Source organism: Frankia sp. CcCS3, assembly GCF_977927575.1.
Map to the genome: position 1 here is coordinate 1 of NZ_CDWRCL010000059.1, position 18,435 is coordinate 18,435.

General features: G+C 70.9%; 16 protein-coding genes. 7 read left to right on the forward strand and 9 right to left on the reverse strand.

Going from position 1 to position 18,435, the window contains the following annotated elements; genetic code table 11:
* Positions 1-267 precede the first annotated feature (267 nt).
* Complete coding sequence (locus AC08OQ_RS07875) at positions 268-2,538, forward strand: DEAD/DEAH box helicase (RefSeq protein WP_476599686.1); 2,271 nt, start codon at positions 268-270, stop codon at positions 2,536-2,538.
* Between the two features lie 17 nt (positions 2,539-2,555).
* On the opposite strand, the gene AC08OQ_RS07880 is transcribed toward AC08OQ_RS07875, so the two are convergent.
* The 6 genes from AC08OQ_RS07880 to AC08OQ_RS07905 form a co-directional block, all read right to left on the reverse strand.
* Entirely contained in the window at positions 2,556-3,254 is a 699-nt protein-coding gene (locus AC08OQ_RS07880; protein WP_462186658.1) for a succinate dehydrogenase iron-sulfur subunit, read from the reverse strand.
* Complete coding sequence (gene sdhA / locus AC08OQ_RS07885) at positions 3,254-5,008, reverse strand: succinate dehydrogenase flavoprotein subunit (RefSeq protein WP_476599684.1); 1,755 nt, start codon at positions 5,006-5,008, stop codon at positions 3,254-3,256. The genes AC08OQ_RS07880 and sdhA overlap by 1 nt, the downstream gene beginning before the upstream one ends.
* Positions 5,009-5,056: 48 nt before the next feature.
* Complete coding sequence (locus AC08OQ_RS07890) at positions 5,057-5,521, reverse strand: succinate dehydrogenase hydrophobic membrane anchor subunit (RefSeq protein ID WP_462186660.1); 465 nt, start codon at positions 5,519-5,521, stop codon at positions 5,057-5,059.
* Positions 5,521-5,916 (reverse strand): succinate dehydrogenase, cytochrome b556 subunit, encoded by a 396-nt coding sequence (gene sdhC, locus AC08OQ_RS07895; protein WP_462186661.1) that lies wholly within the window; start codon positions 5,914-5,916, stop codon positions 5,521-5,523. Before sdhC ends, AC08OQ_RS07890 begins: the two co-directional genes overlap by 1 nt.
* Positions 5,917-6,166: 250 nt before the next feature.
* A complete protein-coding gene (locus tag AC08OQ_RS07900) occupies positions 6,167-8,191 on the reverse strand; it encodes a serine/threonine-protein kinase (RefSeq protein WP_462186662.1) in 2,025 nt (674 codons plus the stop codon).
* 93 nt (positions 8,192-8,284) lie between these two features.
* Positions 8,285-10,159, reverse strand: coding sequence for a serine/threonine-protein kinase (locus tag AC08OQ_RS07905; protein ID WP_476599682.1), 1,875 nt, complete (start codon positions 10,157-10,159; stop codon positions 8,285-8,287).
* A gap of 118 nt (positions 10,160-10,277) precedes the next feature.
* On the opposite strand from AC08OQ_RS07905, the gene AC08OQ_RS07910 reads away from it, so the two are divergent.
* The 4 genes from AC08OQ_RS07910 (at position 10,278) to AC08OQ_RS07925 (ending at position 13,806) form a co-directional block, all read left to right on the forward strand.
* Positions 10,278-10,712 carry a cytidine deaminase gene (locus AC08OQ_RS07910; protein WP_462186664.1) on the forward strand — a complete coding sequence of 145 codons (435 nt, stop codon included), beginning with the start codon at positions 10,278-10,280 and terminating at the stop codon, positions 10,710-10,712.
* A complete protein-coding gene (locus tag AC08OQ_RS07915) occupies positions 10,709-12,013 on the forward strand; it encodes a thymidine phosphorylase (RefSeq protein WP_476599680.1) in 1,305 nt (434 codons plus the stop codon). The genes AC08OQ_RS07910 and AC08OQ_RS07915 overlap by 4 nt, the downstream gene beginning before the upstream one ends.
* 87 nt (positions 12,014-12,100) lie before the next feature.
* Positions 12,101-13,201, forward strand: a complete 1,101-nt coding sequence (locus tag AC08OQ_RS07920) for an adenosine deaminase (protein WP_476599688.1) — start codon at positions 12,101-12,103, stop codon at positions 13,199-13,201.
* Positions 13,201-13,806 carry a DNA-3-methyladenine glycosylase I gene (locus AC08OQ_RS07925; protein WP_476599678.1) on the forward strand — a complete coding sequence of 202 codons (606 nt, stop codon included), beginning with the start codon at positions 13,201-13,203 and terminating at the stop codon, positions 13,804-13,806. Before AC08OQ_RS07920 ends, AC08OQ_RS07925 begins: the two co-directional genes overlap by 1 nt.
* Positions 13,807-13,857: 51 nt before the next feature.
* Here AC08OQ_RS07925 and deoC read toward each other — a convergent pair whose 3' ends face one another.
* Entirely contained in the window at positions 13,858-14,637 is a 780-nt protein-coding gene (gene deoC, locus AC08OQ_RS07930; protein WP_462186678.1) for a deoxyribose-phosphate aldolase, read from the reverse strand.
* A 40-nt stretch (positions 14,638-14,677) separates the two neighbouring features.
* Between deoC and upp the strand changes: the two genes are divergently transcribed.
* Entirely contained in the window at positions 14,678-15,316 is a 639-nt protein-coding gene (upp, locus tag AC08OQ_RS07935; protein WP_476599676.1) for a uracil phosphoribosyltransferase, read from the forward strand.
* Here upp and AC08OQ_RS07940 read toward each other — a convergent pair.
* On the reverse strand, positions 15,262-17,181 hold the full coding sequence (locus AC08OQ_RS07940; protein ID WP_476599674.1) for a phospho-sugar mutase: 1,920 nt from the start codon (positions 17,179-17,181) through the stop codon (positions 15,262-15,264). The genes upp and AC08OQ_RS07940 overlap by 55 nt on opposite strands.
* Before the next feature lie 18 nt (positions 17,182-17,199).
* Complete coding sequence (locus AC08OQ_RS07945; protein ID WP_476599672.1) at positions 17,200-18,012, reverse strand: purine-nucleoside phosphorylase; 813 nt, start codon at positions 18,010-18,012, stop codon at positions 17,200-17,202.
* Between the two features lie 39 nt (positions 18,013-18,051).
* Between AC08OQ_RS07945 and AC08OQ_RS07950 the strand changes: the two genes are divergently transcribed.
* The coding region (locus AC08OQ_RS07950; protein WP_462186670.1) for a hypothetical protein at positions 18,052-18,435 on the forward strand (384 nt) is incomplete at its 3' end.

An 18,435-nucleotide genomic window follows, 5' to 3' on the forward strand; every position in this document is an offset into this window, starting at 1 on the left:
CCGCTACGAAGCAACAGTCACCATCGCCGCGATCAACGAATGGCTGCCCCGATAAACTTCCCAAACAGGCCCTAACATGCCGCAGTCGCTCCGCCTCGGGCCGTCGCGGCCGTACCCCGGTGGTGACCGTGCCCAGGCGGGGCCGGGTTCGCGGGTGTCGATCGCTGGGATGCTGCTGACCGCGGCCCACCACGCCGTCTCCGGTGCGGAAGCGGCTGTGACCTGGGGCGATCCGATCTTGTCGGTGGCGTCGGGTAGACACCTCTCATGGCAGCAGACGAGACGACCTCCGCGCTTCCGGTGGCTTCCGGCCCGGCGTCGCCGGTCGCGCATGCTCCGGACCCGGCGGACCCGGTGCCCGGTGGGCTGCGGGAGCGCGCGGAGGAGCTGCTGCGGGCGCTTGCCGGGCCGGCCGCGGCGCTGCGCGAGGACCAGTGGCAGGCCATCGACGCGCTCGTGACCCACCGGCGCCGGGTGCTGCTCGTCCAGCGCACCGGTTGGGGCAAGTCAGCGGTGTACTTCCTCGCCACGGCACTGCTCCGCGGTGCAGCGGGACGCGCTGCACCGACGGTGATCGTCTCCCCGTTGCTCGCGCTCATCCGCAACCAGGCGGCGGCCGCGGCGAGGCTGGGCATCCGCGCCGGCGAGATTCACTCCGGCAATGTGACCGAGTGGGACGAGGTCTACGCGGCGTTGCGGTCGGGCGAGCTCGACGTGCTGCTCGTCGGGCCGGAGCGGCTGAACAACCCGACCTTCCGGGACGACTACCTGCCCGAGCTCGCCGCTACCACCGGGTTGCTCGTCATCGACGAGGCGCACTGCATCTCCGACTGGGGGCACGACTTCCGGCCCGACTACCGGCGGCTGCGTACCCTCGTCGCCGGGCTGCGTCCGGGGGTCCCGGTGCTGGCCACGACGGCCACCGCCAACACCCGCGTGGTCGAGGACGTCAGTGAGCAGCTCGGAACCTCCGCTCCCGCCGGCCCAGCGTCCGCCGGGACGTTGGTGCTGCGCGGGAGTCTCGATCGGGAGAGCCTGCGGCTCGCGGTTGTGTCGCTGCCGCAGGCCGAGCACCGGTTCGGCTGGCTCGCCGACCATCTCGGCGAGCTGCCCGGATCGGGGATCGTCTACACGCTGACGAAGGCGGCGGCGGAGGAGCTGACCATCTTTCTGCGCGGTCAGGGTCATGCCGTCACCACGTATCACGGTGGCACCGAGGCGGCCGAGCGCATCGCCGCCGAGGAGGACCTGCTCGCGAACCGGGTCAAGGCACTGATCGCCACCAGCGCGCTCGGAATGGGCTTCGACAAGCCGGACCTCGGCTTCGTCGTCCACGTCGGGGCTCCGTCGTCGCCGATCTCCTACTATCAGCAGATCGGCCGGGCCGGCCGTGCGCTCGATACGGCCGAGGTCGTGCTCCTCCCGGCGGCTGAGGACCGGGACATCTGGCGCTACTTCGCGGACACCTCTTTTCCGCCGGAGCACGTCGTCCGCCGGGTGCTCGGAGTGCTCGCGGCCGCCGACCGGCCGCTGTCGACCCAGGCGTTGCTCGCGTCCGTCGACCTCGGCCCCAGCCGGCTTGACCAGATGCTGAAGGTTCTCGACACCGACGGGGCGGTCCGGCGGGTCAGGGGCGGCTGGGCGAGTACCGGTGAGCCCTGGTCGTACGACGAGGAGCGTTACCGGCGTGTCGCCGCGGCACGGTCTCGGGAACAGCAGGCGATGCTTGACTACATCGTGACGACCGGCTGCCGGATGGAGTTCCTGCGCCGGCAGCTTGACGATCCCCACGCGGCGGCCTGCGGGCGGTGTGACCGGTGCACCGGTCGGTCGTGGTCGTCCGCGGTCTCGGAGTTCTCGCGGACGCGGGCCCGGGATGAGCTGCACCGGGCGGGCGTCCCGGTCGAACCGCGGCGGATGTGGCCGACGGGGATGGGCCGGCTCGGGGTCGACCTGGCCGGGCGTATCCCGGCGTCGGCCGGTGCCGAGCCCGGGCGGGCGCTCGCCCGACTCGGCGATGTGGGCTGGGGAAACCGGCTGCGCCCGATGTTCACGCCTGCCACCCTCGCCGCGCCCGGCTCCGCTGTGCCCGGCTCCGCTGTGCCCGGTGCCCTCGACGGCCCGCTTCCCGGCGATCTCGTCGAGGCGGTGGTCGCGACGCTCGCCGGTTGGGGATGGCAGCGGCGGCCGGTGGCCGTCGTGTCGATCGCGTCCCGGAGCCGGCCCCGGCTCGTCGCGAGCCTCGCCGAGCGCATTGCCACCATCGGACGCCTGCCGCTGCTGGGGCAGCTCGACCGGGTCGCCGACGGGCCGCACACCGGGCAGGTGCACAACAGCGCGCACCGGCTCGCCGGCCTGTGGAATGCGTTCACCGTCTCCCCGGCCCTTGCCGCCGCCCTGGGCGAGCTCGGCGGTCCGGTGCTGCTCGTCGATGATCGGATCGTCACCGGCTGGACGATGACGGTCGCCGCTCGACTGCTCCGGCAGGCCGGAGCGCCGTCGGTGCTGCCGTTCGCGTTCGCGGTGGACACCGCATGACCGGCCGGGAGGAAGGCTCAGACGCGGCGGAACAACAGCGCCCGCTTGACTTCCTGGATGGCCTTGGTCACCTGGATGCCGCGTGGACAGGCGTCGGTGCAGTTGAAGGTGGTCCGGCAACGCCAGACCCCCTCGCGTTCGTTGAGGATCTCCAGGCGTTCGTCGGTACCGGAGTCACGGCTGTCGAAGATGAACCGGTGGGCCGCGACGATCGCCTGCGGGCCGAAGTAGTCGCCGTCGGTCCAGAACACCGGGCACGCGGTGGTGCACGCCGCGCACATGATGCACTTGGTCGTGTCGTCGAAGCGGGCCCGGTCCTCGGCGGACTGCAGCCGCTCGCGGGTCGGCTCGTGGTCGTCAGTGATCAGGTAGGGCTTCACCGCCCGGAACGCGTCGAAGAACGGTTCCATGTCGACGATGAGGTCCTTCTCCACCGGCAGACCTTTGATCGGCTCGATAGTGATCTCCGAGCCGAGGTCCTTCACCAGCACCTTGCAGGCGAGGCGGTTGGCGCCGTTGACCCGCATCGCATCCGAGCCGCACACCCCGTGCGCGCAGGACCGGCGGAAGGCGAGCGTCCCGTCGAGGTTCCACTTGACCCACATGATCGCGTCGAGCAGCCGGTCGCTCGGATCGAACGGCACCTGGTAGCTCTCCCAGTGCGCCTCGTCGACCGTCTCCGGGTCGTAGCGACGGATCTTGAGGGTGACTGTCATCAGTACTTGCGCTCCATCGGCTGGTAGCGGGTCATGACAACCGGCTTGTAGTCTAGGCGGATCTCCGCCTCCGGCGAGGCGGCCACCAGCGGCCCCGACCGGTAGGCCATCGTGTGGCGCATGAAGTTGACGTCGTCCCGGTTCGGGTAGTCCTCACGGGAGTGGCCCCCGCGGGACTCGTTGCGGGCCAGCGCCCCGACGACCAGGACCTCGGCGAGGTCCAGCAGGAAGCCGAGTTCCACCGCTTCGAGTAGTTCGGTGTTGTAGCGACGCCCCCGGTCGGACACGCCCACCCGCTGGTAACGCGTCTTGAGGCCGGAGATGTCGCTCAGCGCCTGCTTGAGCGTCGCCTCCGTCCGGTACACCGAGGCGTTGGCGTCCATCGACTCCTGCAGCTCGCGCCGGATCGCAGCCGCGTTCTCGGTTCCGGCGCCCGCGCGCAGGCGTCCGAGCAGGTCCTCGACGAACGACGCCGGGTTCTCCGGGAGGTCGGCGTGCCGTGCGGTCGCGTTCGCGTACTCGGCGGCGGCGATGCCGGCCCGCCGGCCGAATACGTTGATGTCGAGCAGCGAGTTGGTGCCCAACCGGTTCGCGCCATGCACGGACACACACGCCACCTCGCCGGCCGCGTACAGACCGGGCATGAGCGTGTCGTTGTCCGCGAGCACCTGCGCGTCCACGTTGGTCGGGATGCCGCCCATCGCGTAGTGCGCCGTCGGCTGGATCGGGATCGGGTCGTTGTACGGTTCGATGCCGAGATAGGTCCGGGCGAACTCGGTGATGTCGGGCAGCTTCGCGTCGAGTTGCTCCGGCGGCAGGTGGGTGAGGTCGAGGTAGACGTGGTCGGCGTCCGGGCCGCAGCCGCGGCCGGCACGGATCTCGGTGTAGATGGCGCGAGCCACCATGTCGCGTGGCGCAAGGTCCTTGATGGTCGGGGCGTAGCGATCCATGAAGCGTTCGCCGTCCTTGTTGCGTAGGATTCCGCCCTCGCCGCGGGCACCCTCGGTGAGCAGAATCCCCATCTTCCAGATGCCGGTCGGATGAAACTGGAAGAACTCCATGTCCTCCAGCGGGATGCCCCGCCGGAACGCCAGACCCATTCCGTCACCGGTCAGCATGTGCGCGTTGGAGGTGACCTTGAAGACCTTGCCGAAACCGCCGGTGGCGAACACCACCGACTTGGCCTGGAAGACGTGGATCTCTCCGGTCTTCAGCTCGTAGGCGACCACCCCGGCCGCCGCGCCCTCCTGCAGCAGCAGGTCGAGGACGTAGAACTCGTTGAAGAACTCGATGTCGTGCTTGACGCACTGCTGGTACAGCGTCTGCAGGATCATGTGCCCGGTGCGGTCCGCCGCGTAGCAGGAGCGGCGCACCGGGGCCTTGCCGTGGTCGCGGGTATGGCCGCCGAACCGGCGCTGGTCGATGCGACCCTCGGGTGTCCGGTTGAACGGCAGCCCCATTTTCTCCAGGTCGAGGACAGCGTCGATGGCCTCCTTCGCCATGATCTCCGCGGCGTCCTGGTCGACCAGGTAGTCACCGCCCTTGATCGTGTCGAAGGTGTGCCACTCCCAGTTGTCCTCCTCGACGTTGGCCAGGGCGGCACACATGCCGCCCTGCGCCGCGCCGGTGTGCGAGCGGGTGGGATAGAGCTTGGTGAGCACGGCGGTCCGGCAGCGGGTGCCCGCCTCGATGGCGGCACGCATGCCGGCTCCGCCCGCACCGACGATGACTGCGTCGTACCTGTGGACCTGCACGCCTACCTCCATCCGTCCGATGCTGGGGTCACGAGATCACCGGCGCGTTCAGATATCGGGATCGAAGGTGAAGATGACCAGGGTGCCGAGGGCGACGACCAGGAACGCCGAGGTATAGAGCAGCGTCTTCAGCCAGAACCGGGTCTGGGGCCGCCCGGCGTAGTCGTTGATGATCGTGCGCAGGCCGTTGGTGCCGTGCAGCTCCGCCAGGAGCAGCATCACCAGGTCCCAGGTGCGCCAGAACGGTGACGCCCAGCGGCCGGCGACGAACCCGAAGTTCACCCGCTGCACACCGCCGTCGAGGATGTTCATGATGAACAGGTGACCGAGCACCAGAAAGAACAACAGCAGGCCGCTGACCCGCATGAACACCCAGGCGTAGAGCTCGAAGTTGGTGCGCGCCTTGGCGCTGCCCGGCTTCCCCCGCCGGCGGGAGAGCCCGGGGGCGCGGGGCGCGACGAGTTCCGGCGCGCGCGGGCCCGCCGGGCCACCGGGGGGAGCGGTTGCCGTCATCAGGTCGTGCTCCCGAACAGCGTCTCGAAGGTGTGCAGCAGCATTCGGGAGGCGGCCGGAACCAGCAGCACGACGAAGATGACGAGCTCGACGTACAGCATCTGCTTCTGGTACCTCGGGCCGGACTCCCAGAAGTCGATCAACATGATCCGGATGCCGTTGAGGGCGTGGTACAGCACCGCCGCGACCAGGCCGACCTCGAGCAGGTTGACGACCGGGTTCTTGTAGACCTCGATCACCTCGTTGTACGACGTGGGGGAGACCCGGACGAGAGCGGTGTCGAGCACGTGGGCGAAGAGGAAGAAGAAGACCAGGACACCGGTGATCCGGTGGGCCACCCAGGACCACATACCCTCTCGACCGCGGTACAGCGTGCCCGCTGGTGCCTTCGGCAATGAAAGCTCCTCCGGATCGGCCCAGCCGATGGGCCGGAAAGGTCATGTCTGGGGGCGCTAGGGCGCCCCGACGCATCGTCGAGACGATGGTGCATCTCACCCAGATGCTAGTGCCGGGCCTGGTGGAGGGCATGTTCGGGCCGGGCGCGTCCGGGTGAACTCGGCCACAGGCGCACTGGGACGCCCCACCCCCGGGTTCCGGTGCCATTCGGTGCCGGCCCGCTCCCCGAGCCGTCCCTCGACCGGGTCGTCAGGGTACGAGGGTGGTGGTTTCGGTCGGCGCCGGTGCCGTCGTCGGAACGACGGGCGGCGTCGTGACCCCCGGAGAGGCCGATGCCGTCCGGCTCGGCGAGGGGGTGACCCGGTCGGGTGGTGTCTGGGTCGGTGGCGGGGAGGTCTGAACCCGGGTGCTCGGCTGGGGGGTCGGGGTGGGCGTCTCCGTTGTCGGCGTCGTCGTTGGGGTCGCAGACGACGACGGCCGGGGGCGGTAGGTGTAGCGCGGGGAGTCCGGGGCGACGACCTCAGACGTGGTGGATCGTGAGGTCACGGCCGGGGGGGAGGAAGCGATGGTCGCGATGGGCGGTGGCGTGGTCTGCTGCGCGGTGACATCGTTCGGCTCGGGGGTCGAGCCGCCGGAGGTCAGTCCGACAGTCAGGGCGATGGCCGCGCCCATCACGAGCATGGCCGCTCCGGCCACGACCGCGATCGTCCGCTGTCGACGCCGCTGGGGGTCGCCCGGTCCGTGACCGTGCCCGTCGCGGCGGGGAGGCTCGGCGCGGCGCCGGGCCTCGCCGAGGGGCAACAGTCCGGCGGCGTGATTGTCGTCGTCGAACAGATCCAGGTCGGAGGTCGCCGACACGGGGGTGGCCGCGCCGATGCGGGTCACGTCGTCGTCCACCGGAGACCCCGCCACGCTGTTGAGCCCGATGCTGGTCGGCGCGTCGTGGTCGGGCTCGGGCCGCGTCCGGCCAGGCGGTGCTGCGCGGTTCTGCGGGGTGGTCCGGTCCGGCGGGATCACGTGGTTCGATGGGCCGGTGCGGCCGGGTTCCCCACGACCGGTGCGCGATTCGGCAGCGCCCGCAGCCGCCACGGCGGTCCCGTCAAGGGGGTTGAGTAGGGGATCCACAGTGACGTCGCGGTCAGCGGGGACGGGCGGCGCGGCGGCGGACGCCGAGCGGTTCGTCGGGCGCGGGACAGCCCCCTGGTCTCCCACGGCCGCCGGAGCCGCCTCGCCCGCCTGGACTCCCGCGGTCCCGGCGACACCGCCGCCCGACCCCGGCCGGGAATCTGCGGCCGGTCCGGCGCCTGCTGCCGGCTCGGCCGGGTCGTCGAGGTTCTCCAGGCCGACGTCGACGGAACTCGCGTCCGTCTCCTCGCCAGTCCGAGGACGGGCGTGCATGACCGAAGCCGGTACCGGATTCGCATTGCGCGCGATCGGGATCAGCCGCCGGCGGATCTCCGTCACGTCGGGCCGCTCCTCGGCCGGCCGGTCCATCAGGTCACTGAGCAGGTTGCGCAACGGGCCGGCTAGCCGGAAGGCCCGCCGGCGGCCCTCGACCACGGCGGTCAGTACGGCGTAGGTCTCCGGGCCCTCGAACGGCGGCTGGCCCTCGACAGCCGAGTACAGCGTCGCGCCGAGCCCCCACAGGTCGCTCGCGGGAGTGCCGGAGGAGCCCCGGACCCGCTCGGGAGCGATGTAGGCCGGGGAGCCGACCAGGGCCCCAGCGCCGGTCAGGGTCACGTCGCCCTCGGTCGCGGCGATGCCGAAGTCGGTGAGCCGCACCCGGCCGTCCCGCCCGAGCAGGACGTTCCCGGGCTTGACGTCGCGGTGGAGCACGCCCGCCGAATGGGCCGCGGCGAGCGCGTCGGTCAGCGCCAGCCCGATCGCGGCGACCTGGTCGAAGGGCAGCGGGCCCTGGTTGCGGATCACATCGCCGAGGCTGTCCGCGTCGACGAGTTCCATGATGATCCAGTGCCGCTGATGTTCCTCGACCACGTCGTACACCGAGACGATGGCGGGACTGTGCAGCCTGGCCAGGGCACGGGCCTCGCGAAGAACCCGGGCCCGGATCGCGTCGCGCTCGTTCTGCGCGCCGGCCATCGGCACGAGGATCTCTTTGATGGCGACCGGGCGCTGGAGTAGTTCGTCCTCACCGCGCCAGACGACACCGGCTCCACCACGCCCGATGGGCGTGTCGAGCCGGTAGCGCTGCGCTACGTAGCGAGGTGTGCCGTGCCGGGAGGTGTCCGGGGGCACACTTGCCGATTTAGCCATCGTGTCAAGTCTGACGGATGGACTGATGCGCGCGCCGGACGGCCCGCATCTTTCCGAACACTACGGGCACCGCAAATCCGTCGATGGCCGACATCACGGACCGGGCCGGAAGGTGGCGAACAGCTGGCGCATCAACAGTTGATCTTGCAGCCACAGATCCTCCCTGGTATGCCAGTACAGGGCATACCCGTGGCCGTTGCGAATCGCACCCCGGTTGAGCACATGCACCATGACCCCGTCCGACCCGCGGTACCCGAACTCCCAGCCGGCCTGGTTGGTGCCATCCCCACCATCGCTGGGAGCCAGCCGTATCTGCCGATAATCCCGCACGCTCTGCCGGAAGCCGGCCTCGTTGCGTCGCCAGTCGCCGATGGCAGAGGTGTTTGCTTGCCTGACGCTACCGACACGTAGGAAGGACCGGGCAGCCGGGTCCACGAAGTCGACGTTTCCGGGTCCGCCGGGCCCCTCGCGGCGCTGCCAGTCCGAGGGGTACGCCACGGACCAGCCGGCGGTGGGATCGACGTAGGACACCCAGCCAGGCGGGCCCGTGACCGGGGTGGTTTCCCGAGCGACGGGCTCCCCGGCCGCCGCCGGGCCCGCCGGGGCCGACCCGCCGGCTCCGGTCGGCGACGAGATGCCGCCGGTCTGGTTGGTCGAGGTGCCGCGGCTCTTGTCGTCCGGGCCACCTGTCACCACGATCACGATGCCGATGATCGCGGCGGCGACCAGTGCCACGAGCGTCGCCACGGCGATGGTCACGCGACGCCGATCCCCGGCGTCGGGGTCGCGTGGCGGACCTCCCGCCGGCTCGATTCCCGCCGGCCTGTCGGGCGCCGGCCGCAGCCGGGCGGTCGACGGCGGGGAGGCCGGTGAGGCGGTGGCGAAGAGATTAGCCAGTTCGACGTCGCCGCCGGTGAAACCGTTGCCGTGCCCTCGGCCGATGAGCCGGGCCCGGGCCGGGATTCCGCCCAGGGCACGCATCCGGTCGATCGAGTGGATGCGCTCCAACGGCCCGGTGGGACGGGACCGAGGTGTCCGCGACGGCGTGGCCTCCTGACGCGTCTCGGTGTCCTGGCGGGCTCCGGTGTTCTGCTGAGCTGCGGCGTGCTGGCGGACCGCATCTCGTTCGACTATCTCGCGCAGTCGCCCGCGTACGACGGTGAGCGGTGGTCGGCTCGCCTCGTGCGGGGCCATCAGGTCGTCGATCACCGGTATAAGTGGTCCGGCCAGCCGGAAGGGCTGGCGTCGTCCCTGAACCAGGGCGGTGAGCACCGAAATCGGGTCACCGCCGGAGAAGGGCGGGTAGCCTTCGACGGTGGTGAACAGCGTGGCGCCCAGTCCCCACCGGTCACCCGCGGCGCTGCCGGCATCGCCACGGGCGCGTTCCGGCGGCAGGTAGGCGGGGGAGCCCATCACCATCCCAGTGCTGGTGAGCCGGGGATCCCCCTGGCTGACCGCGATGCCGAAGTCGGTCAGCCGGGCCCGGCCGTCCGCGGTCACCAGCACGTTGCTCGGCTTGACGTCGCGGTGCACCACGCCGAGCCGGTGCGCGGCCTCCAGGGCGTAGGCGAGGCTGATACCGATCCGGCACGTCTCCTCGACCGGCAGCGGTCCGCGATCGTTGATGATCGTGGCGAGGGACTGGCCGTCAACGTATTCCATGATGATCCAGGGCAGCTCGCCGTCGTCGATGACGTCGAGGACTGCGACGGCACCGGGATGATGCAGCCGACCGGCGGCGCGCGCCTCGCGTAGGACCCGCTCGCGGGTCAGGTCGCGTTCGTCCGCGTTCTCCCCGAGCGGCAGCCGTACTTCCTTGATTGCAACCACGCGCTGGAGCAGCTCGTCGGTGGCCCGGTGCACGACGCCGAATCCGCCGCGTCCGATGACCCCGTCGAGCCGGTACCGTCCCCCGACGAGGGCCACCGCTCTGGCCGAACCCGGATTGTCCGGGGACTCGCCTGCCATCCCGTGGTCCCTTCCGATCGCCGGTGGGGCTCGCATCCATGGGATCACATCGTGGCCGGACCGGGGGTCGGGCATGCTGGCGACAGCGACCGAACGGACCACGGACCTGGGGTGCAGTGTGAACGATAAAGACTGGGAGCGGTTGCGGAACGCCGCTGTCCGTGTCGCACAGAGCGCCTACGCGCCCTACTCGGGTCTGCGGGTGGGTGCTGCTGCACTGGTCGTGGATCTGCCGGACGCCGCCGGGCGTACCACCGGTGACGACCCGTGGATCGTCGTCGGCTGCAATGTCGAGAACGCGTCCTACGGCCTCGGACTGTGCGCCGAATGCGGTCTCGTCTCGGCGCTGCACGCCAGAGGCGGTGGTCGGCTGCTGGCGTTCGCCTGCGTCGACTCCGACGGTGCGCCGTTGGCGCCCTGCGGACGGTGCCGCCAGCTGCTCTACGAGCACGGCGGGCCGGATCTGCTCGTCGCCACGGGCGACGGCGTGCGCACCATCGCGGACCTGCTCCCCGCAGCGTTCGGACCGCACGATCTACCGGGTGTCGCGTGAGCGGGAGCTTCGACGTCGTCGATCTGATCCGGGCCAAGCGGGACGGTCGACCCGTCGATCTCCGGGCCGTCGACTGGCTCATTGACGCCTACACCCGGGGTCTGGTCGCCGACGAGCAGATGTCGGCGTACCTGATGGCGGTGGTGTGGCGCGGGATGGCTCCCGCCGAGCTGGACCGCTGGACCGCCGCAATGATCGACAGTGGGGAGCGCCTGGACCTGACCGGCGTGGGACGTCCCACCGTCGACAAACACTCCACCGGAGGGGTCGGCGACAAGGTCTCGCTCGTGCTGGTGCCGCTGGTCGCCGCCTGTGGGGCCGCGGTCCCACAGCTCGCCGGGCGGGGGCTCGGTCACACCGGTGGAACGCTGGACAAGATGGAGGCGATCCCCGGCTGGCGGGCGGATCTGTCGGCCGCCCGGATGCGTGAGCTCCTCGCCGAGGTGGGTGCGGTGATCTGTGCCGCGGGTGCCGGCCTCGCTCCGGCCGACCGCCGGCTCTACGCGCTGCGGGACGTCACCGGAACCGTCGAGTCGATCCCGCTCATCGCATCGTCGATCATGAGTAAGAAGATCGCCGAGGGCACGTCGGCGCTGGTCCTGGACGTCAAGGTCGGCTCTGGGGCCTTCATGACGTTGGTGGGCGAGGCCCGTGAACTCGCCCGGGCGATGGTCCGGATCGGCGTTGCCGCCGGGGTCCGCACCGAGGCCCTGCTGACCGGGATGGACCACCCCCTCGGCCGGACCGCCGGGCACGCGCTGGAGGTGGCCGAGGCCGTGGAGACCCTCCGTGGTGGTGGGCCGGCGGATCTGGTGGAGGTCACCGTCGCGCTGGCCAGAGCGATGATCGACCTCGTCGCCGCCGAGCTCGGCCACCGGTCCGGCGCTCTCCATGATCCCGCGCAGGTGCTGGCTGCCGGGGACGCTTTTGCGGTGTGGCGGGCGATGGTCGCGGCCCAGGGCGGCGATCCGGACGCGCCGCTTCCGGCGGCGAGCCATGTCGAGACCGTCCCCGCGCCGGCGACCGGCTATCTCCACCGCCTGGACGCCCGAGCGGTCGGCGTGGCGGCTTGGCGGCTTGGCGCGGGCCGGGCCCGCAAGGAGGACGCGGTCTCCGCGACGGCGGGCGTGCGGTGGCGGGTGGGAATCGGTGCCCCGGTCACGGCCGGCGAGCCGCTGCTGGAACTGCACACCGACGACCCGGCCAGCGTCGAGCGGGCCCGGGAGGCCCTGACGGGAGCGGTGGAGGTCGCCGCGACGCCGCCCCCGAGCACACCGCTCGTCCTCGATCACCTCAGCTGAACCGGTCCCGGCAGTCCGGGTCGTCATCGTGCCGTCGCTGTTCTGTCGTACCCGTGGCCTACCGTCGAGACGATGACGGAGGACATGATGACGAACGACGCACGGCCCCCGACGATCACGGTTGAGGACATCCGCCGGGTGCCGAAGGTACTGCTTCATGACCATCTTGACGGCGGGCTCCGGCCGGCCACGGTGGTCGAGCTCGCCGACGAGACCGGTTACCGCGATCTGCCGACCACGGACGTCCACACCCTGAGCACGTGGTTTCGTGGCGGCGCGCATAGCGGCTCGCTCGTCCGCTACCTGGAGACGTTCCGGCACACGGTGGGGGTGATGCAGACCCAGGAGGCCATCATGCGGGTGGCGCGGGAGTGCGCGGAGGATCTTGCGGCCGACGGCGTCGTCTACGCCGAGGTGCGGTTCGCCCCCGAGCTGCACGTCGAGCGCGGGCTGTCCCTGGACGCGGTGGTCGAGGCCGTGCTTGACGGGTTCCGGGCCGGTTCGGCCGGCACACCGCTGCACCTTCGCGCCCTGCTCACCGCGATGCGCCATCAGGCCCGCTCACTGGAGATCGCGGAGCTCGTGGTCCGGTGGCGCGATGCCGGCGTGGTCGGGTTCGACATCGCGGGCGCCGAGGCGGGCAATCCGCCCACCCGTCACCTGGACGCCTTCCAGTACATCCAGCGGGCGAACGGCCACTTCACGATCCATGCAGGCGAGGCGTTCGGCCTGCCGTCGATCTGGGAGGCCGTGCAGTGGTGCAACGCCGATCGGCTGGGGCACGGAGTGCGCATCGTCGATGACATCACGGTCGATCCGGACGGTAAGGCGATCCTCGGTGATCTCGCGAACTACGTGCGCGACGTCCGGGTGCCGCTGGAGATGTGTCCCTCGTCGAACGTGCACACCGGAGCCGCGCCGAGCATCGAGCGGCACCCCATCGGGCTGCTTCGCCGGCTGCAGTTCCGGGTCACGGTCAACACGGACAACAGGCTGATGAGCGGCGTGTCGCTGTCGAGTGAGTTCGCGACCCTCGTGGACGTCAACGGCTACGGCTGGTCCGACATCCGCTGGCTCACCCTCAACGCGATGAAGTCCGCCTTCCTGCCCTTCGACCGGCGGCTCGATTTCATCAACAACGTCATCAAGCCGGGCTATGCGGAGCTTGTCTCCGCGGAGTCAGCCTGATGAGCGGTGGGCCGGTGAGGCCCGCCTCGGATGCCGTGGTGGGAGCCGATGGTTGCCTGCGATGCCCGTGGGGTCTGTCCGCGCCGGAGTACGTCGCCTACCACGACGACGAGTGGGGGCGTCCGGTCAGGGACACGGTCGGTCTGTTCGAGCGGCTGACTCTGGAGGCGTTCCAGTCTGGCCTGTCGTGGTTGACGATCCTGCGCAAGCGGCCGGCGTTCCGGGCGGCGTTCGCCGGATTCGACCCGGCCGCCGTGGCCGCGTTCGGTTCCGCGGATGTCGACCGGCTGCTCGCCGACGCCGGCATCGTTCGAAACCGCCGCAAGATCGAGGCGACGATCGCCAATGCCCGCGCCGTCCTTACGCTGGACCGTCCCCTCGAGGATCTGATCTGGTCGTTCCAGCCGGAGCCGATGGGGCGGGTGGCGCCGGCCACCCTCGCCGACGTGCCGGCGAAGACCCCCGAGTCGGTGGCGCTCGCCAAGGGGCTGCGCGCGGCCGGGTTCGTCTTCGTCGGTCCGACCACCGCCTATGCCCTGATGCAGGCCTGCGGGCTCGTTGATGATTATCTGTCTGGCTGCTGGGTGGCGGGGCGCGTGGGCTAGCCGTCAGATCTCGGCTGTGGCCGTCGGCGGCGGATCATCCGGGGAAGCCGGTCACCTGGGAAAGCCGGCGAGCACATCCGCGGAGGCGGACAGTCCGAGCCGGGTCGCGCCGGCCTCGATCATCTCGATCGCCTTCTCGGCGGTGCGGATGCCGCCCGAGGCTTTGATACCGAGCCGGCCACCCACGGCCGCCGCCATCGCCCGCACTGCGCGCACGCTGGCCCCGCCTGCCGGGTGGAAACCGGTGGAGGTCTTGACGAACTCGGCGCCGCCGGCCTCCGCTGCCCGGCAGGCGGCGACGATGCTCTCGTCCGGCAGCAGGGCCGTCTCCAGGATGACCTTGAGCACGACGTCCGGCGGCACCGACAGCCGGACCTCGGTGATTTCGGTCTCGATCGCTCGCCAGTTCTCGTCCATCGCGTTGGCGATGTCGATGACCATGTCGATCTCCGTGGCGCCGTCCGCGACCGCCCGCCGCGCCTCCTCGGCCTTGATGACGGTCAGGTGCGTGCCGTGCGGAAAGCCGATGACGGAGGCGACGCCGAAGGCCGGCCCGACCTCACCGCCGTCCCGTCGGGTACTCGCGGCGGCCAGGTAGACATGGGTCGGCGCCACACAGACGGCACCGACACCCAGCTTGGCAGCTTCCCCGCACAGCGCGAGTATCTCCTCGCCGGTGGCGGACGGCTGTAGCAGTGTGTGGTCGACTATCCGGGCCACCTCGGCGCGCCGCAGCGTGGGGCGAGCGCCGGCGGCCGGTCGGGAGGGGCACTTCTCGGGTTCCTCGCCGGGACGGTCCGATCCGGCCGGAGCCGTTGTCATACGTTGCATCATTGCCGATCGCCCGGCTTCGCGTACGAGGTGTCCTTCCGTGCAGCTGCACATCGTCGACCATCCCCTCGCGGCCTCGTCGCTGACCGTCCTGCGGGACGAGCGCACGCCCCGGTCCCGGTTCCGGCCCGTCCTGTACGACCTGGCGATGATGCTCGTGTACGAGGCGACCCGTACGCTGCCGACGATGCCGGTCACCGTCACGACTCCGCTGGCCACGACCTCCGGGGTGCGGTTGGCCGCGGAACCGGTCGTCGTCCCGGTGCTGCGGGCCGGGCTCGGCATGCTGCCGGCGGCGCTCAACCTGCTTCCCGACGCCCACACCGCGTTCATCGGGCTCTCCCGCGACGAGACGACCTTCGAACCCACGGCCTACCTGGAGGCGATCCCCACCGATCTGGCCGGCCGCCCGGTGCTGCTGCTCGACCCGATGCTCGCCACCGGCGGTTCGGCCCTGCACTGCCTGCGGCTGCTCGCCGACCGCGGGGCGCGGGGCGTCACCGTGGTCTCCGTGGTGGCAGCACCGGAGGGCCTTGCGGCGCTGGAATCCGGTGGCCCTGCGGTCGGCACGGCCGACCTGACCGTTGTGACCGCCGTGGTCGACGAGAGATTGAACGAGACGGCCTATATTGTGCCCGGGCTCGGCGACGCGGGTGATCGGATCTTCGGCGAGATGTGATCTCCGTCGCGTCCGTCGAGCAGATTGCCCGCGGCCGTGTGCAGGTGGAGCAGGCGTGCCGCGGCCTGGTCCCGAGCCGCGGGCACCGCGTCGACGGCATGCCCCGGCACCGGCTCCACGGTCTCGAGGTACACCTTTAGTTTGGGTTCGGTCCCGCTCGGGCGGAAGATCACCCGATCCTCGTCGAGGAACAGCATGAGCACGTCGGCGGGTGGCAGGACCGGATGCGCCGCGTCGGCACGGTCCATGGGGCCGGCACGCTCCATGGGGCGTGCGGGTCGAGGGGGGATCCCCCCCGCCGGTGCGTTCCCGTCCCGCCCGCCGGCCAGCAGGTCACGGACTCCGGTGACGGGACGCCCGGCGAGGCTGGTCGGCGGCTGGACCCGCAGGCGGTGCATCATCTCGTCGATCTGGGTGACGTCGTCGAAGCGCGCCGAGTGTTGCCCCGCGAGATGGACACCGAGTCGTGCGGACAACTCGTCGAGCAGGCCTGGCAGGGTCCGACCTCGTCGCTTCGCCCGCGCGGCGATCAGAGCGATGGCGAGGGCGGCGGTGATGCCGTCCTTGTCGCGGACCAGATCCGGGGCGACGGCGTATCCGAGTGCCTCCTCGTAGCCGAAGACCAGCCGCGCGTCCGCACGCATGATCCACTTGAAGCCGGTCAGCGTCTCGGCGTAAGGAACCCCGACCTCGGCGGCCAGCGCACGCAGACCGGAGGAGCTGACGATGGTGGTCGTTACCGGACCGGGGCGGGAGCGCAGGACATGATCGGCGAGAAGCAGACCGACCTCGTCACCGCTGAGTACCCGCCCTCCGACGGCGACGGCGCACCGGTCGGCGTCGGGATCGTTGGCGAGTACCAGATCGGCGTCGATGCGCTCGCCGAGCGCCAGAACCCGGTCCATCGCCCCCGCCTCCTCGGGGTTCGGCCACTGGACTGTCGGAAACTCCGGATCGGGTTCGGCCTGCTCGTGGACGACATCGGGTGCGGCGAGACCCGCGGCGGTGAACACGGCGCTGAGAACGGCTGCGCCGACACCGTGCAACGGGGTGTACGCAACGGTCAGGGTCGTCGCGTCCGTGGTCACGTCCGTGGTCACGTCTGTGCGTAGGTCGGTGGCTGTGGCTGCCCGGCCGGCGGTGGCCGCCGCGTGTATGTAGTCGTCGACGACATCCGCATCGAGCCTCCGCCAGGTCTCGGCGAGTGGGATCGCCCGGGCGGGGCCGGCAGCCGCGATCATTCCTTCGATCTCACTGTCCGCCGGAGCCACGAGCTGCGCCCCCCGCGCGGCGCCCGAGGAAGCATCACCCAGGTAGACCTTATAGCCGTTGTCGGTGGCCGGATTGTGGCTGGCCGTGACCATCACGCCGGCGTCCGCGCCCAGCCTGCGCACGGCGAAGGCCAGCACCGGAGTGGGCACCGGCCCGGGGAGTACCAGCGCCCGCAGTCCGGCACCGGCGAACACCCGGGCGCTGTCGAGGGCGAACGCCTCGCTGCGATGCCGGGCGTCGTAGCCGACGACGACGGTCGCCGTCGAGGAACTCGGTGCCGCCTGTGCTGGTGGTGTCGCCCTGCTCGTGAGCCAGGTGGCGAGTCCGGCGGCGGCGCGGCGCACCACGGCGGTGTTCATGCCGGCTGGACCGGCGCGCAGTGGCCCGCGCAACCCGGCTGTGCCGAACCGCAGCGGTCCGTGGAAACGTGTGGCCAGCTCCGCGAGCAGCGTGGCATCGTGACCCGCGCCGTCGCGCAGCCGGGCCAGTTCGGCCTGGTCGGCGGGATCCGGATCATCGGCCAGCCAGGCCTCGACCTGCTCGGCGAGTGGGCTGGGCAGGGACGTCGGGCCTGGTCGGGACGAGGACGGCATCGCGATTGCGCCGTGGTCCTACAGCCGGGTGACGATGTCGGCGAGCAGGATACCCATGCGTTCCGCGGCGGCAGCTCCCGTGGCCAGCACCTCGAGATGATCTAGCGGCTCGCCGCTCATCCCCGCTGCGAGGTTGGTGACCAGGGACAGGGCCAGCACCTCCGCTCCGGCGGCCCGCGCCGCGATCGTCTCGTGCACGGTCGACATGCCGACCAGGTCGGCTCCCAGGAGCCGCAGCATGCGGATCTCTGCGGGTGTCTCGAAGTGCGGACCGGGCAGTCCCGCATACACTCCTTCGGCCAGGGTGGGATCGACCTCGCGGGCAAGCGCCCGTAGCCGGGGGGAATAGGCGTCGGTCAGGTCGGTGAACGCCGGACCGACCAGGGGTGAGCGGCCGGTCAGGTTCAGGTGGTCGGCGACCAGGACGGGCTGGCCGACGTACATGTCCGCGCGCAGACCGCCGGCGGCGTTCGTCAGTATGACGGTCGACGCGCCGGCCGCACAGGCCAGGCGGACCGCGTGGACCACCCGGGACAGGTCATGGCCCTCGTAGGGATGTACGCGGCCCAGATAGATCAACAGGCGGCGGTCGCCGAGCTGGACGGAGCGTGCGGTCGGCTTGTGCCCGGGAACGTCGGTGTTGGATGGGAAGCCGCCGAGTTGGGTAAACGTGACCTCGGTGACGTCGGTCGCCTGCCGGGACAGTACATCGCCGGCCGGGGGCCAGCCCGATCCCAGCACGATCGCGATGTCGTGCCGGTCGGCTCCGGTCAGCTCGGCCAGGGTGGCGGCCGAGGCCGCCGCGTTCGGTTCGTCCGCCTGTGCCCTCACCCGGCGACTGTACGGGGTGCGTGGAGGACACTGACGCCCGTGCCCCTGATACCGTCCCATCGTCGTCTCCCGGCAGTGCCCTTGGAGTCCGGCGAGTTCATCGAGGTCGTGCTGCGCGGTCGGCTCACCGACCCGAGCGGGCCCGGACGGTTCACGGCGAAGGTCGAATCCTTCGTCGGACACCGGTTCGGGGCCTCGCGCTGGATCATGCTGACCGATCGGCGGCTGCTGGTCCTCGCCCCCTTCCCGCGGGAGGGCGACTGGTTCGACGTCGTCTTCGACCGTCGTGAGGTGACGGCGTCCCGAGGCGTCAAGCACGGAGATGTGATCACCGTCGAGCTCACCACTCCCCGCGGCCGTCAGGTCCTGCGCATCTCGGCCCGGCTACGCGGGGAGGCGGGCCGTTTCATCCGCGCGCTGCGC